The organism is Runella sp. MFBS21 (genome assembly GCF_029433105.1).
Taxonomy (GTDB): domain Bacteria; phylum Bacteroidota; class Bacteroidia; order Cytophagales; family Spirosomataceae; genus Runella.
In genome coordinates, this window is sequence record NZ_JARNTW010000006.1 from 223,291 (window position 1) to 239,345 (window position 16,055).

The 16,055-nt window shown below is 41.3% G+C and carries 13 protein-coding genes; 10 read left to right on the forward strand and 3 right to left on the reverse strand.

Going from position 1 to position 16,055, the window contains the following annotated elements; all coding sequences use genetic code 11:
- Positions 1–89 precede the first annotated feature (89 nt).
- From P1X15_RS15260 to P1X15_RS15285, 6 genes are all read left to right on the forward strand, one after another.
- Entirely contained in the window at positions 90–1,244 is a 1,155-nt protein-coding gene (locus P1X15_RS15260) for a ribonuclease D (protein WP_277338996.1), read from the forward strand.
- 28 nt (positions 1,245–1,272) lie between these two features.
- Positions 1,273–2,073: a hypothetical protein gene (locus P1X15_RS15265; protein ID WP_277338997.1), complete on the forward strand. Its 801-nt coding sequence runs from the start codon at positions 1,273–1,275 to the stop codon at positions 2,071–2,073.
- 121 nt (positions 2,074–2,194) lie between these two features.
- The gene (locus P1X15_RS15270) at positions 2,195–2,848 is read left to right on the forward strand and encodes a carbonic anhydrase (protein ID WP_277338998.1); all 654 of its coding nucleotides are present in this window, start codon (positions 2,195–2,197) and stop codon (positions 2,846–2,848) included.
- Between the two features lie 276 nt (positions 2,849–3,124).
- Positions 3,125–6,481, forward strand: a complete 3,357-nt coding sequence (locus tag P1X15_RS15275; protein WP_409049687.1) for a DUF1553 domain-containing protein — start codon at positions 3,125–3,127, stop codon at positions 6,479–6,481.
- Positions 6,478–7,938 carry a DUF1501 domain-containing protein gene (locus tag P1X15_RS15280; RefSeq protein ID WP_277339000.1) on the forward strand — a complete coding sequence of 487 codons (1,461 nt, stop codon included), beginning with the start codon at positions 6,478–6,480 and terminating at the stop codon, positions 7,936–7,938. The genes P1X15_RS15275 and P1X15_RS15280 overlap by 4 nt, the downstream gene beginning before the upstream one ends.
- A gap of 128 nt (positions 7,939–8,066) precedes the next feature.
- A complete protein-coding gene (locus P1X15_RS15285; RefSeq protein WP_277339001.1) occupies positions 8,067–9,236 on the forward strand; it encodes a hypothetical protein in 1,170 nt (389 codons plus the stop codon).
- A gap of 61 nt (positions 9,237–9,297) precedes the next feature.
- On the opposite strand, the gene ftsY is transcribed toward P1X15_RS15285, so the two are convergent.
- The 3 genes from ftsY to rpmG all read right to left on the reverse strand — a co-directional run bounded on the left by ftsY (position 9,298) and on the right by rpmG (position 10,829).
- Entirely contained in the window at positions 9,298–10,254 is a 957-nt protein-coding gene (ftsY, locus tag P1X15_RS15290) for a signal recognition particle-docking protein FtsY (protein ID WP_277339002.1), read from the reverse strand.
- Positions 10,255–10,409: 155 nt separating this feature from the next.
- Entirely contained in the window at positions 10,410–10,562 is a 153-nt protein-coding gene (locus P1X15_RS15295; protein WP_084332196.1) for a DUF4295 domain-containing protein, read from the reverse strand.
- 84 nt (positions 10,563–10,646) lie between these two features.
- Positions 10,647–10,829, reverse strand: coding sequence for a 50S ribosomal protein L33 (rpmG, locus tag P1X15_RS15300; RefSeq protein WP_028663585.1), 183 nt, complete (start codon positions 10,827–10,829; stop codon positions 10,647–10,649).
- A 183-nt stretch (positions 10,830–11,012) separates the two neighbouring features.
- Between rpmG and P1X15_RS15305 the strand changes: the two genes are divergently transcribed.
- From P1X15_RS15305 to P1X15_RS15320, 4 genes are all read left to right on the forward strand, one after another.
- A complete protein-coding gene (locus P1X15_RS15305) occupies positions 11,013–12,050 on the forward strand; it encodes a cell wall metabolism sensor histidine kinase WalK (RefSeq protein WP_277339003.1) in 1,038 nt (345 codons plus the stop codon).
- Between the two features lie 190 nt (positions 12,051–12,240).
- Positions 12,241–13,314: an NAD-dependent epimerase/dehydratase family protein gene (locus P1X15_RS15310; RefSeq protein WP_277339004.1), complete on the forward strand. Its 1,074-nt coding sequence runs from the start codon at positions 12,241–12,243 to the stop codon at positions 13,312–13,314.
- A gap of 102 nt (positions 13,315–13,416) precedes the next feature.
- Positions 13,417–14,358: a glycosyltransferase gene (locus P1X15_RS15315; protein WP_277339005.1), complete on the forward strand. Its 942-nt coding sequence runs from the start codon at positions 13,417–13,419 to the stop codon at positions 14,356–14,358.
- A 47-nt stretch (positions 14,359–14,405) separates the two neighbouring features.
- Entirely contained in the window at positions 14,406–16,025 is a 1,620-nt protein-coding gene (locus P1X15_RS15320; protein ID WP_277339006.1) for a hypothetical protein, read from the forward strand.
- Positions 16,026–16,055 lie beyond the last annotated feature (30 nt).

A 16,055-nucleotide genomic window follows, 5' to 3' on the forward strand; every position in this document is an offset into this window, starting at 1 on the left:
CTCCATAAAAGCGGAAATTTTGACACGTTTTTGTAGTTTTATTTAAAAATAATAGACAAAATGGCGCTGTTTTTGCTATTTTTGGCGCTATGTCAATCCCTATTTTTATTCAAAATCAAAAAGAGTTTGAAAGCCTCTCTCATCACCTGAGTGGCCTAACTACCATAGCACTTGATACTGAATTTGATAACAATCATTTTGCCTATGGTTTTACCCTTTGTCTCATTCAGATTGCTACCCCTTCGGGCGACTGTTTTTTGATTGACCCTTTTGCAGTCTCAGATTTAAACTCGCTTTGGAAGATACTAGAGAATCCTAACATTGAGAAAGTGCTCCATGATAGTGGAGAAGATATGCGGCTCTTTTATTTACATGGCTGCCGCCCCAAAAATATTTTTGATACGAGTGTGGCCTGTAAACTGCTTAACTTCGAGAAAATCGGCTTAGGGAGTGTATTGAATGAGGTATTTGGGATTGAATCAAACAAGAAAAAACAACAGAGTAATTGGCTCAAGCGACCTTTAATTGACCTTCAGCTTGAATACGCCGCCAATGATGTCATTCACTTATTAACACTAAGAGATACGCTCGCTCAACAGCTCAAAAACCAACAACGCTGGCAGTGGTTTGGAGAAAGTATGAAGTTTTTAGAAACAAAAACCTATGCCTCTAAACCCAAGAATACATTTTTAAGCCCTAAAGAACTAAAAGAACTAAGTCCTTTTCATCAGCATATTTTAAATGAGCTTTATCGTTTCAGAGACGAGCAAGCCCAAATTGTCAAAAAGCCAGTATATCAAGTTATTTCCGAAAAAATCCTTTATGATATACTACATCAGCCCGATACATTGCTAGAGTGGATGGCCTTAAAAGGAATTCATTACCGAATCCAAAACCCTTCTATCGCTCATAAAATAACTCAGGTTTATCAACAGGCATTCAATGCTGCTCAGCAAGCAAATTTGCCTGCCACAAAATTGACCCTAACGGGGTCGCAAGTCATGGTGATTCAACAGCGAACTAGTCGCCACAATTTACTGAAAGAAAACATTTTTTTGCCTATCAAAAGGTGGATTGAACAGCAGCACGGCAGCTTAATAACACCTTACATTTTAAGCAATGAAATGATAAACATGCTCATCAGTGGAGAATCAAAACTATCGGAGATTGGGCCACTCTATCAACAAACCATTATCAAACAAGCAGCAAATGCATTAGCGATTGACCTTTCTGACTTCGAATAAACCATTTGGTGTGTAAAATTACGATTCAATGAATCGATTTCCTCGTCATCTTATCTTTTACTCAATAGGAGGGCTAATGGCAGTTGTCATTAGCTATTTTGTATTGTTTCCGCATGTATGGCGATGCCAATGGATTGAATTTTCAGATTTCAAAAAGATTACTTCCACCTTCTATATCAGTCCTGATACTCCCCCCAAAAACCTTCAAAAAGCCCAATTAGCAATGGCTGACGCCCATAAACGTATCAACCGTTTGTGGGGTGCTCCACAACAGAAAGCTACTTTTATCCTTTGTGAAAATACCGAACAATACCGCCACTATTGCAATAGCACCGAAGGGGCAGGCTGTAGCCTTGGAACTCCCTGGGGTCAATCTTTCATCGTGTTGAATGTCGAAGGGCTCAACACGGATGTCATTGCGCATGAAATGTGCCACGCCGAGCTTTTTACGCGATTAGGGTGGTGGAAAACTACCCGCCAAATACCCCAATGGTTTAATGAAGGGCTAGCATTGATGGTAGACTACCGCTTTGTACCTCAAACCGACAGTATCCAACGGCACCTTAGCTACAAAGAAGAATGTCTTTATCTCTCACGTGGAGGACAAATAACACTCGATTTAAAAGATATTTCATCGATGCGGGGCTTTTTTAATGGCAATGACAGCCATGTGATGCTTGCTTACATGACAGGAGCTACCGAAGTTTCAAGATGGCTAGCCGCCGTAGGAGAAGCCAACGTACAAGTACTTGTCCAACAAGTAGCAGCCGGAAAACCATTTGAAGAAGTATATAAGGATTTAGAACAGACTTCCAGAATCCGCCCGTAATTTGCCTCTTTTACCTTCTCCCCAAATTATGCACGTTTGAGCTTTTGTTTAAGAGAAGTTTTCTCTGTAATATTGGTACAAATACTCTACAACATTCCATTCACTCAACTGTTATTTTTTTATGAAAGAATTTTTTCAACACATCTTTGACAACAACGAAGAATGGGTCGCTCAAAAACTTCACAACGACCCTGAGTATTTTCAAAAACTTTCCAAAGGCCAACACCCCGAATACCTCTATATCGGTTGCGCTGATAGCCGTGTTACAGCCGAAGATCTCATGGGACTTCAGCCGGGGGAAGTATTTATCCATCGCAATATTGCCAACCTCGTAGTAGCTACCGACAACAATGTCAACGCGGTGGTACAGTATGCAGTAGAGTATCTCAAAGTAAAACACATCATCGTATGTGGGCATTATGAGTGTGGAGGTGTAAAAGCCGCTCTCAATCCTAGCGACATGGGGCAGCTCAATAGCTGGCTTCAAACGCTAAGAGATGTGTATCGTTTTCATCAAAAAGAGTTGGATTCTATCACCGACCAACAAAAACGATTTGATAGACTGGTAGAATTAAATGTAAAAGAGCAATGCATCAACATCGTTAAGATAGACCACGTGCAAAGGGCTTGGTACAAAACAGGTTATCCTTATATTCACGGTTGGGTTTTTGATGTACGCACAGGGGAGCTACGCGATTTAGAAATCAACATTATTGAAGAATTTGCAAGTATTCGTTCGATTTATGATTTGAAACCGCTAGATGCTACCTCTTAAAATCTAAAAAGATAGGGCAAATCAAGCTTAAAGTCTTGATTTGCCCTATTCAACCTATATTTAGGAGTACAGCAAACCAACTACCAAGCCATCCGCTTCTATGAAAAATGGGGATTCAAAAAAATAGGAGAATTTGAAAGAAACGGCTTCAACGATGACATGATTTTGGTTCTTTAGGTATTTATCAATAATATTTTTTCTTGTTTTTAAGTACATTTACAAAAACACCAACTTTTCATAATGAGTGGTTATGCCACCCTTACTTGTGTCATCAAAATGAAGAAGCGTGTTTTAATCAATTGGAGCTTAGTAGCCCTCTCTATTGTCTTTTTAGGAGCCTGTGGTGATAGCTTAGATTTACCACAAGACGTGGTACAAGCAAGCGAAACCTTACCCGAAAAATTAGACTACAACCTCCACGTCAAACCTATTTTATCGGATCGCTGCTTTGCTTGTCATGGTCCCGATAAAAACAAACAAAAAGCCGATTTGAGGCTAGACGTCGCCGAAGCCGCTTATGATAAAAAATGTGAAAGCGGAATGAATGCCATCGTAGCCGGCAATCCAGCCAAAAGTGATGTGGTGCATCGAATTTTGTCGGAAGACCCCGATTACGTAATGCCCGAGCCCTCCACGCACCTTACGCTCTCAGCCCAAGAAAAAGCGACGATTGTCAAGTGGATAGAACAAGGAGCTGAATACAAACCGCATTGGTCGTTTGTGAAGCCCACTAAACCCGAACTTCCAAAAGTTAAAAATAACGCTTGGATCAAAAACGACATTGATCGATTTGTACTTGCCAAACTAGAGTCACAGCAACCGTCTCCTCTTCAGCCCCAACCTGAGGCTTCCAAGACTACTTTGCTAAGAAGGGTGTATCTTGACTTGATTGGCCTTCCTCCCACTCCCGAACAAGTCGAAGCATTTTTGAAAGACAATAGCCCTAATGCCTACGAAAAAGTAGTAAACCAACTCCTGCGTAACCCTCATTTTGGTGAGCACCAAGCGGCAGACTGGCTTGATGTAGCCCGCTACGCTGATACCCACGGCTACCAAGACGACGGCCTCCGTACGATGTGGCCTTATCGGGATTGGGTCATTAAGTCTTTCAATCGAAACCTATCATTTGACCGATTTGTGACTTGGCAACTTGCGGGCGATATGCTCCCCAATCCCCAAAAAGAACACCTCATTGCGACGGCTTTTAACCGCAATCATCAGCAAAGCCAAGAAGGGGGGATTGTACCACAAGAATATTTTGTAGAATATGTAGCCGACCGTACCAATACTTTTGGGAAAGCTTTCTTAGGACTCACAGTCGAGTGTGCTCGCTGCCATGACCATAAATATGACCCCATAAGTCAAAAAGACTATTATTCGTTGTTCGCTTTTTTCAATAACAACAACGAATATGGTCAAATCCCGTATAACGGTGAGCCTAGCCCTTCTATCACCTTACCCAAACCCGAAGCCCAACGGCAACTGAAATTTATCAAAGAAAAGCTTTCTCAGATTGAAACCAACAAACTAAAAGACGCAGCAGCTGTGCGACAAAGGTTTGAACAATGGCTTGCCAAAGCTGACAAAGCGCCGCGTATTTCCCCTCGTTCTGAGTTGATCATTGATGTTCCGTTTGACTCCATTAACATCAGAATGGCGGGAGAGAAGAAAGATAAAAAGCGCCCTATCTTCAAAAACTTTGCTAATGATACTTTACACTTTGAGACCAACGGCGACTTAGACTTCCTACCCGTACGCATCAAAAGCCCCAAAGGTAAAGGGATACGGTTGATTGGCGAAAGTTACCTACAGATGCGAGGTATCAACGGCTGGGGAAAGTACAAAGATGTCCCTTCTGTTTCTGGATTTTTTGAACGTAATCAGCCTTTTTCGGTGAGCTTATGGGTGGGTGTAATCGATCCCAAATTCAAAGGCCCATTATTTAACCGCAATCTAGGCCCCTTCAACGGTTTTAGAGGCTATGAATGCGAAAGACTCGAAGACGGGCGACTGGCTTTTAGAATAAGTAATGTTTGGCCTGACAATGCCATTGATTTCGAAACAGATTATGTACTCAAAGCCAACCGTTGGGCACATATCACCATGACTTACGATGGCTCTAGCCAAGCAAATGGCCTCAAAGTATATATCAATGGTCAACGAGCATCTGGCAAAGTGATGTCAGACGGTCTTAGAGAGAGTATACTTTGGGGTAAAAATCACACCAATTGGGGGGCAGGTGCTCCCAACTTCTCCATTGGTCAGCGCCACGATTATAACTTTAAAGGATATGCAGTAGACGAACTAAAAGTATTTCGTAGAGAGCTTACCCCCCTCGAAGTACATAGCGTGATTGGAGAAAAAGATTTTGTCAAAACAGCGCTCAATACCCCTTCTGACAAACGTACCTCTTTTCAAATAGAAAGTTTGTTTGATTATTATATCACCCATATCGACCCGCCAACTCAAAAACTATTCACTGAACGCAAACAATTAATAAGCGACGAAACCGATATTTTGAACAAAGAAATCGATTTGATGGTAATGCGAGAGCGAAAATATCCTCGCAAAGCTCACATTCTCAAACGGGGTGCCTACGACGCCCCCGACGAAGAAGTATCGGCTGATACTCCTGAGCAGTTTTTCAAGATTCCGAAAGAATTTCCCAAAAATCGTTTGGGGCTTGCTCAATGGCTTATTCATGAAGACAATCCGCTTTTTGCCAGAGTGATGGTCAATCGAATGTGGCAAAGGTATTTTGGCAAAGGACTGGTAGTGTCGGCAGAAGACTTTGGAAATCAAGGAGATTTGCCCACGCACCTCGAACTCCTCGATCATTTAGCCGTGAAGTTTAGAGAATCGGGCTGGAATTATAAACTTTTACAACAATACATCGTTCTTTCGGCCACTTACCGTCAGTCGTCCTCGGCCAATTCACGTTTATTAGAAGCCGACCCCAACAATCTACTCTATGCCCGTGGGCCAAGCTATCGGATTTCGGCCGAACAAGTACGCGATGCCGCATTAGCATCAAGTGGTCTTTTGAGCAATCACATCGGCGGGCCAAGTGTTCACCCTTACCAGCCTGAGGGTATTTGGGAAGCACTCGCCACCCGCAATGCGGTTCAATACGTACAAAATCATGGCGATTCGCTCTATCGTCGAAGTATGTACACTATCTGGAAGCGTAGTTCTCCGCCGCCTATGATGCTGAACTTTGATGCGTCCGAACGGCATTTTTGCAGCGTAAGACGCCAAAAAACCAGCACGCCACTGCAAGCTTTGGTAACTCTCAATGACCCACAATTTGTGGAAGCGGCTCGGGTTTTGGCCCAAAAGTCAATTTCCAAACAAAAAACAACTGGAAACACTCCTCTTTCTGTGCCTGTTGCCATTAACTATATTTTTACCGCTCTTACTTCCCGCCCTCCCAAAGTCGCAGAAACACAGCTAATGACTCAGTTGTACCAAGAAGAAATGAAAGATTTTATAAAAAACCCTTCCCGTTGTGATGAACTTTTGAAAGTAGGCGAATATCCCCTAGATGCCACCGCTAACAAAGCCGAATTAGCGGCACTCACTATCGTGGCAAGTACCATTATGAATTTTGACGAGTTTGTGATAAAGAGATGAAAAACGCATTTGAAGAAATCGAGCAACATACCCACGACCAGCTCAGTCGTCGGAGTTTTTTGTCGCGTACTAGTCTAGGATTAGGAGCGGCGGCTTTATCGTCTTTGTTGGGCAATTCGGCCACCCATGCCGCTAATACGACCGAAGGGGCTTTGGGCAAGCCTCACTTTGCGCCTAAAGTAAAAAGAGTCATTTATTTGTTACAAAGTGGTGCACCTTCCCAACTTGAGCTTTTTGACTATAAGCCAAAATTAGAGCAAATGTGGGGACAAAATCTGCCCGAATCGGTTCGAAAAGGGCAGCGTTTGACGGGAATGACGGCCGGACAGAGTAGTTTTCCTTTGGCAGCCTCGGTTTACAAATTTGCCCAATATGGCCAAAGTCGGATGTGGATAAGTGAGCTATTGCCTCATATCTCCAAAATCACCGATGAAGCTACTTTCATTAGGTCGATGCATACTGAAGCCATCAACCACGACCCTGCCGTTACTTTTTTTCAAACAGGTAGTCAGCAAGGGGGGCGGCCTTCATTTGGCTCTTGGGTCAGCTATGGGCTAGGTTCCGACAACCAAAACCTACCTTCTTTTGTAGTACTGCTGTCCAAAGGTCGTGGAGGAGACCAACCACTATATGCCAAACTTTGGTCAAATGGATTTTTACCTTCGGTACACCAAGGCGTGGTTTTTCGCTCGGGTCCCGATCCCGTCTTTTATCTCAACAACCCACCGGGAATCGACCGTACTAGCCGACGTCGTATGCTCGACTACCTCGCCAAAATGCACCAAGACCAGTACAAACAGGTACTTGACCCCGAAATTAATAGCCGGATGGCACAGTATGAAATGGCCTACCGAATGCAAACCGCCGTACCCGAAACCTTAGATATTTCAAAAGAGCCCGATTATATTTTTGATATGTATGGGCCAGAAGCGCGTAAGGCGGGCACTTTTGCGGCCAATTGCCTTTTGGCCAGAAAACTAGCCGAGAAAGGAGTTAAATTTATCCAATTATATCATCAGGGCTGGGACCAGCACGGAAACCTTCCTAACGACATCAAAATCATGACCAAATCCGTGGATCAAGCATCGGCTGCTTTGGTATTGGATTTGAAACAAAGAGGATTACTAGACGATACACTCATTATTTGGGGTGGCGAATTTGGCCGAGGTTCTTATTCACAAGGGAAGCTCACCAAAGAAAGCTACGGGCGCGATCATCACCCTCGTGCATTTACGATATGGATGGCAGGAGCAGGCGTAAAAAAAGGATACATTCATGGCGAAACCGACGATTTTAGTTACAATATCGTTCGTGACCCTGTACACGTACATGATTTTCAGGCTACTGTTATGCACTTATTGGGTATTGACCATGAGCAACTTACCTTCAAGTTTCAAGGAAGAAGATACCGACTTACGGATGTTCATGGAAAAGTGGTAAAACCTATCTTGACATAACTAATTCATTAGTAACCATTTAAAAAGCAAAGCTTAACGCTTTGCTTTTTTTATTTTCTGAAGTCAATTTTTGGATGGCCACAGCGTTATTGAAATACATTTTTCCATTCCAAAATTCACTTCTACCAATGAAACACACCTTTACGTTCCTCGCTTTTGTGCTTACCTTTCATGCTTTCGCCCAGACCGAAAAAGGTAACTCATTTATCTCTGGAAATCTATCTACCAATTTTAGTGTGGTCGATTACCCCAAGGACATTTCTACAAAGTCAAACACATTCTCATTTTCGTATGGGGTTGTGTATGGGAAATTTGTCAAAGACAATATCCTATGGCGCAGTAGTATATCTCAATCTTTTGGTCGTTCAAAATATGACATTGATCAAAGTAATTTTCTAGGCAAGTTTCGCAACCCTTCTACCTATGTTTCTATCAGTTCAGGAGGATTTTATTATTTTGGGCAAGAACGTTGGAGAGGCTTTGTGGGAGGCGGACTTAGTCTTTCCAGTTCCTTTTCTCGCACCACTCAAACCGACAATAATGGCATGGTATCAGAAAAGAAAGACAATAGTATTTCAATAAACCCATTTTTTGAAGCAGGAGCTACTTATTTTTTCAGTAAACGGCTTGCTGTTCAGTTGTCGGCCACATCAAACTCTTTTCCATTAACTATCGGAGGATTTTCAACAGGTCTGCTCTATTGGATAAAACCCACTTCTTATGGGATTGAAACAAAAGACCTTTCTACCCTTCAAAAAGGCAGATGGCTGCTAGGTACAACCTTTGGATTTAGGAATCAAACTACCGATCCAGCACCTCTTCCGACCAATGCCAGAGCTAACGAAAGTAATACCAATATCTCTTTTAAAATTTCGAAGTTTGTACAAGACAAAACCCTTATGGGTATCCGTGTAGGCTATGGCCGAGATTTCAATAAGACTTCCTCCCAACAAGATGTAAAAAATACCTTGAACACTTACAATGCAGGCATTTTCGTGAGGAAATATTTTTTACCTAGCCGTCTTACTCCTTATGGCGAAATCGCCGCCAATTACATCAGGGTAAATTCCAAACAAGAAAGAAACTCAAATATCATATCTGAATCCCACGGCAACACCTACGAACTATACCCGAGTGTGGGCTTGGCTTATTTGATTAGTAATCGCTTTTTGATTGAGACAGAACTGGCCTCTTTTCGGGTAAATTACGACACCACTGCCCATTCTGATTATAAGATATGGCGCACCAACCTCAATGCAGGACTTAGTCCTAACTTTAGCGTGTCGTACGTATTTTAAAAAAAGCGAAGCCGTGGGTATATTGTACCTACGGCTTCGCTTCTATAAGGAAGAAAATCAGCTATTTTTTAAAGAGGGAATCAACAAACTCTGCCCTATCAAATACCTGCAAATCGTCCATTTTTTCTCCTACTCCAATGTATTTGACCGGAATCTTAAATTCATCCGAAATTCCAATCACTACGCCTCCTTTTGCTGTTCCGTCGAGCTTTGTGATAGCCAAGGCACTCACTTCCGTAGCTTTTGTAAATTCGCGGGCTTGAATCACCGCATTTTGACCCGTACTACCATCCAGTACCAACAATACCTCATGAGGAGCTTCGGGCAAAACTTTCTGCATTACCCGTTTGATTTTCGAAAGCTCGTTCATCAAGTTTACTTTGGTATGTAAGCGACCCGCGGTATCCACAATTACCACATCAGCGTTCATTTCAAGGCCTTTCTTTACGGCATCATGCGCTACTGCGGCAGGGTCGGTATTCATGCCATGCTCAATCACAGGTACCCCTGCTCGTTGTCCCCAAGTTTTGAGTTGATCTACAGCTGCCGCCCTAAAAGTATCCCCTGCACCCAAAACCACTTTTTTACCTCGTTTATTGAATTGATGCGCCAATTTGCCGATAGTTGTTGTTTTGCCCGCTCCATTTACCCCTACCACCATGATGACATAAGGTTTGGGTAAATTTTCGGTTTCAAAACTATCTTTTATATCGAGGGATTTATTTTCCGTAAGTAAGGCAGCAATTTCCTCGCGCAAAATACGATCCAACTCAGAAGTGGTAGTGTATTTATCTTTGGCAACTCGCTCTTCGATGCGCTTTATAATCTTGACAGTAGTCCCTACACCAACATCTGAACTAATAAGGATTTCTTCCAGTTCGTCAAGTACTTCCTCATCGACTTCTGATTTCCCTACAATAGCCCGGGTAAGTTTTCCAAAAAAACTCTCTTTCGTTTTTTCAAGCCCTTTGTCAAGTGATTCTTTTTTTTCTTTAGAGAAAAAATCAAATAAACCCATAGTTAGAAGGTAGTTTTTACGGTTTACAGTAGTCCCAAAAACAAGCGTTTTATAATTCTTTGTTTTTTGCTACTAGTTACGAACAAAAGTACAACAAAAAAAGTCCCTTGAGAGGGACTTTCTTAAATATCGTTACGGTAACAGAATCGTGCGGATTAGTTTTTCAACGCAGCCTGTACCTCATCAGTAGGAACGATGACCTCCTTGAAAGTGTAAGCGCCAGTCTTAGGAGACTTCACAGCTTGAATCACCTTAGCATAAGTTTTACCACCTTCTTTTTTTAGGGTTGCAACTACTTTCTTTGCCATGTTAGTATCAGTTAAAAATGTTAAGAGTTAATGGTTAATCGTTTAACAGTACCAATTAACTATTAACGACCAACAAATAACAAATTATTTGATTTCTTTATGAACCGTTACTTTTTTCAAATACGGGTTGTATTTTTTCATTTCCATACGCCCTGGCGTATTTTTACGGTTCTTAGTCGTGATATAGCGCGACATTCCTGGAACGCCTGACTCTTTCTGTACAGTACACTCCAAAATTACCTGAATTCTGTTACCTTTCTTTGCCATTGCTTTACTTCAATTTTCAAAACGGAGTGCAAAGTTACAGATAATCAACTATAAGACAAAACATTTTCTTAAAATTTAAGCAAAAATTATTTAATTACATTTGCAGCATCATTCAAGATTGGCCTTCCTTATAGCTTGTGGAGGTTCTTTTACGGCACAACACACTACTAATAAAGGACTTTTATGCGACTTACTCCGCGTATTATTGCTTTTTTGCTCGCATTATTTATATCGACTATTACAGTCGCTTTCTTATCTTTTGTCAATGCTACGACTACAAGTATGCTTTTTGTAGCGGGTCTTGCCAGTTTTGCAGGTTCTTTTTTCCTCATTATGTACGCTATCGAAATCTTGGTTTATCGAGAAGTCACCAAAATGCACAAAACCATTCAGCGTCTCAAACTTAAAGACTTTAATTTTCCACGCAAAACGATCGTCAGCAACCCCAATCCCCTTAAGAAGTTAAATCAAGAGATTTTTGTTTACGTAGCCAAAAAGCAGCAGGAAATTGATGAGCTAAAAAAACTCGAAGTATTTAGAAGGGAGTTTTTGGCCGATGTATCGCATGAGCTCAAAACCCCGATTTTTGCGGCCCAAGGCTTTATACATACACTTTTGGACGGCGCTATGGACGACGAAAAAGTGCGTGATAAATTTCTGCAAAAAGCCGCAAAAAGTCTGGATGGGCTAGATGCCCTTGTAAAAGATTTGGTAGCACTTTCCCAAATGGAAACTGGTGATATTAGAATGCATAAAGAACGGGTGGATTTGCGGCTTATTACCCTTGATGTATGTGAACAACTCGAAAACAAAGCCAATCAACGCAATACCATTCTCAAAATTAAGCCCGACCAAATGCAACATGTATGGGTCAAAGCTGATCCACAACGTATCAATCAAGTGATGACAAATTTGATTGAAAATGCTATCAAGTACGGCAATGATAATGGCAAAGTGATTGTGCATTTTGAAGAAGAGAAAAAACATTATGTAGTGTCGGTACGTGACAATGGCCCTGGAATCCCGTCAGAACATTTGTCACGTATTTTTGAAAGGTTTTATAGAGTCGACAAAAGTCGTTCACGTGAAAAAGGAGGTACTGGGCTTGGATTGGCGATTGTCAAACATATTATCAACGCCCACGGCTCCAAAATTACGGTCACTAGCAAGATAGACAAAGGCACTACTTTTGCCTTCAAATTGGACAAAGCAGAGATGTAAGTAAAGCGAACTTTTGCGTTTTATTTGTTCTAACATTATTAAAATCAATCATCCTCAAACTAGCTGTAGGCTTAATTAACTTATTTTACGGATTAGGCTGATTGAACTTTTTTGACTTATTTTACGCCCTAAAACTGAGAAAAATAGAAATTTTCCAATATTAACAACACTTCAAAAAGACGCTTTTTGTATGAACATTGCACTTGTCACTGGTTCGGCTGGGTTGATTGGAAGCGAGTCGGTCGCTTTTTTTGCTGATAAATTTGACCTCGTCATTGGGGTAGATAATAACTTACGCCAATATTTCTTTGGCCAAGATGGAAATACCGAATGGAATCGAAATCGTATCCAAGAGTCTTATTCCAACTATAAACATTATAGTGCTGATATTCGAGAAGTAAGCCAATTAGAGCCTATTTTCAAAGAATATGGTGCTGATATTAAGCTTATTGTACATACTGCGGCACAGCCTAGCCACGATTGGGCAGCACGCGAGCCTTTCACTGATTTTGGGGTAAACGCAGTAGGTACGCTCAATATGCTCGAAATGACCCGCCTAAACTGCCCTGAAGCGGTCTTTATTTTTACTTCTACCAACAAAGTATATGGCGATAATCCCAATTACTTACCCCTTGTTGAGTTAGAAACTCGCTGGGAAATTTCGGAAGACCATGCTTACTTCAAAAACGGAATCGATGAGCATCATAGCCTTGATCATACCAAGCACTCTATCTTTGGTGCCTCTAAGGTAGCCGCCGATATTATGTGTCAAGAATATGGCCGCTATTTTGGGATGAAAGTGGGTGTATTCCGCGGTGGTTGTTTGACGGGTCCTAATCACTCAGGTGCACAGCTTCATGGTTTCTTAGCTTATCTCATGAAATGTACAATCACGGGTAATCCCTATATCATTTTTGGTTATAAAGGAAAACAAGTACGTGACAATATCCACAGCTATGACCTTGTAAATATGTTTTGGCATTACTACCAAAACCCACGCCCAGGAGAAGCTTATAATGCTGGTGGTGGCCGTTTTGCCAACTGCTCGATGTTGGAAGCGATTGCAATTTGCGAAAAAATAGCCGGTAAAAAACTAACCTACCACTATTCGGATACCAACCGTATCGGTGACCATATTTGGTATGTAAGTGATTTAACTAAATTTAAGAGCCACTACCCTGATTGGAATTGGACTTACAACCTTGAACAGACCTTGGTTCAGATTCATGATGGTATTGCCGCTCGTTTGGCATCGCATGTTTAAGGATTGTCGTCCCGACAAGCCATATCCATACATATTGAGATTATCCGCTGTTATAAGTTTTTGAGGGATAATTCTTTGATTTGATAGCCGACAACGAAACACATGACCTCAAAGTACGTCATACTTATACCACAATACAATGATTGGGATGCGCTGAGTTTGCTCATTCAACGTATCAACGAAGACGTAGCGGCCGATATACTGGCTGCTACGTCTTTGGTTATTGTAGACGACTGTTCTAACAAGGATTTTGAGACTTTAACCACCTTCAAAGGGCTTAAGACTCAAATCGTCCGTCTTTATCGAAACCTTGGCCACCAGCGTGCCATTGCTATCGGCCTTTCTTATATTTCTCAAGAAGTAACTTGCGAAAAGGTAATCGTGATGGATGCCGACGGAGAGGACGCCCCTAAAGATATCAATGCCTTGGTAGAAGCCTCTCAAAAATTTCCTGACCGTATCATTTTTGCCCAACGTACCAAACGCCAAGAAAGCCTTACTTTTAGGGTTTTTTATGCTATTTATAAGTTTGTATTTAAACAACTTACGGGAAAAATCATCACATTCGGCAACTTTTCACTTGTTCCTCAAAGACGTTTACAAAACCTAGTACGCGTTTCGGAAATCTGGAACAACTTTCCTGGGGGAATTATTCGTTCTAAAATCCCTTATGAAGCAGTACCTACTGAACGAGGCAAACGTTTAGCAGGAGAAAGCAAGATGAATTTTGTTTCTCTGGTTTTACATGGACTCAGTACCGTATCTGTTTTGATTGATATTACAGCCGTTCGAATCCTTATTTTTTCGATTGGAATGTCAGTAACAGCCTTGGTAGTAATATGTATAGTACTTTTTTTGAAATGGATTAACGATGCCTCACCAGGGTGGGCTTCTACGCTAAGTTCTGCTTTACTGATTGTGGTATTACAGTCCTTCCTAATTTCGCTGTTTTTGGTATTTATGGTTCTACAATACCGTACCCAACAGCAGTTCATTCCGGTACTTCAATACCGCGACTTTATTGAGCAAGTTGAAGAAATATAAAGTTCGGGAGAAGAAGAGATTTCTACAGATAAAGATTAACGTGCAAGGTGATAAGTTTTGATGATTTTCCGATAGTATACTTCGCTTTAGGCTATGTGTTAGCTATCGGGATTGTTTTGATTTTACTTTTACAGACCAATCTTCCTTCTTTTTCTCGCATTTTTATCGGGTTATCGCTTTTTCTTGTGGCTTTTATGCGATTGCCTATCTTGGTTTTCAATCAAGAAATCAATCCCGACGAAAGTCAGATGATTGCCCACGCGATTACGCTCAAACAATTTCCTCTTTATTGGCAGTCTGTGGATGGTACTACGATTGGTCCTTTAGATAATTATGCCCTTATTTTACCTTCCCTTTTTGGCCTTCCCTTTGATTATACTTCGGCACGGCTCATGGGTCTTCTGTGTGTCTTAGGCAGTCTCTGGTTTTTCTATCAAAGCCTCATTCATTTTTTTGATAAGACTACCGCCCAGCTTTCACTATTGCCTGTTGTATTTTTTGTAGCCTTTACTCAAGAAGTCGATTTTGTACATTATTCTAGCGAGCAGTTGCCTGTTTTATTACTCAACATCGGACTATGGCTGTTGAGCAAAATAACTTCTGCCTCCCGTCTCAAACAACCTTCTCTAAATACCATTTTCTTTTTAGGAGTAGTACTTAGTATGAGTCCTTTTGCCAAAATTCAAGTAGTGCCCCAAGCAGTGGTGATTGGTGCTTTTGCGCTTGTAAGCTTATGGAACAATCGGTTATTCTGGCAATATTTTTTATACTTAATTGCTGGAAGTTTATCATTTCTTGGAATTGTACTTTTAACTATAGCCTCTTTCGGCGTACTCGACGACTTTTGGGATTATTATATTCTAGGCAATCTTATTTATGCCAGTGGGAGTTCTCTCATTGACGCCATTGCACGGTTACCTTTTTTCATTGCAAAAAGTAATTCATTTTTACTTTTTCTCGCCAGTATTTCACTTTGTGTTATTCTGGTAGGACTACAACATAAGAAAAAGTCTTTCAAAATGACTTGGCTCGAGGCATTCGTATTTGCTTGGTTACTAGCTGCTCTTTTTGCGGCCACAAAATCTGGCAACGATTTTCTCCATTATCTCAACTTTTGCATTTATCCTTTTGCCCTTTTAGGAGCTATTTTAATAGCACACTATACCCTCAAGACGCCTTTCAAATTGGTGATGGCGGCGGCCTTATCCCTTTTACCTTTTTTAGGAGCGTTTGCATATCCAGTCGTTAGGCATTTACCACTCAATGCTTATGTATCAGGAGCTAGCCACCAAGTTCCGAGAAGCGAGGTATCGAAATTGATTTTAAAATATGCTCATCCAGGAGAAAGGCTAGTGATATGGGGATGGATGTGTCGCTATCATGTAGAAACTCAAATGCCCCAAGGCACTGCCGAAAATCACTCCGAAAGGTGTATTTATCCTCATCCTCTGCGCCAAAAATATTATGAGCGCTTTTTGAGTGATTTGCAAAAAAATCAACCCAAGGTATTTGTAGATGCAGTAGGGCCGAATAGCCTCTGGCTCAACGACCCAGCTACGCAAGCCCACGAAAAGTTTCCTAAACTGAAAGCTTTCATTTCAGAGCATTATCATTTTATAGGTGAAGTAGAACATACCCGAGTGTATATCCGAAATACCAAAAAATAAGTTTTAGGTGAGGAAACACCTCTCAAAACT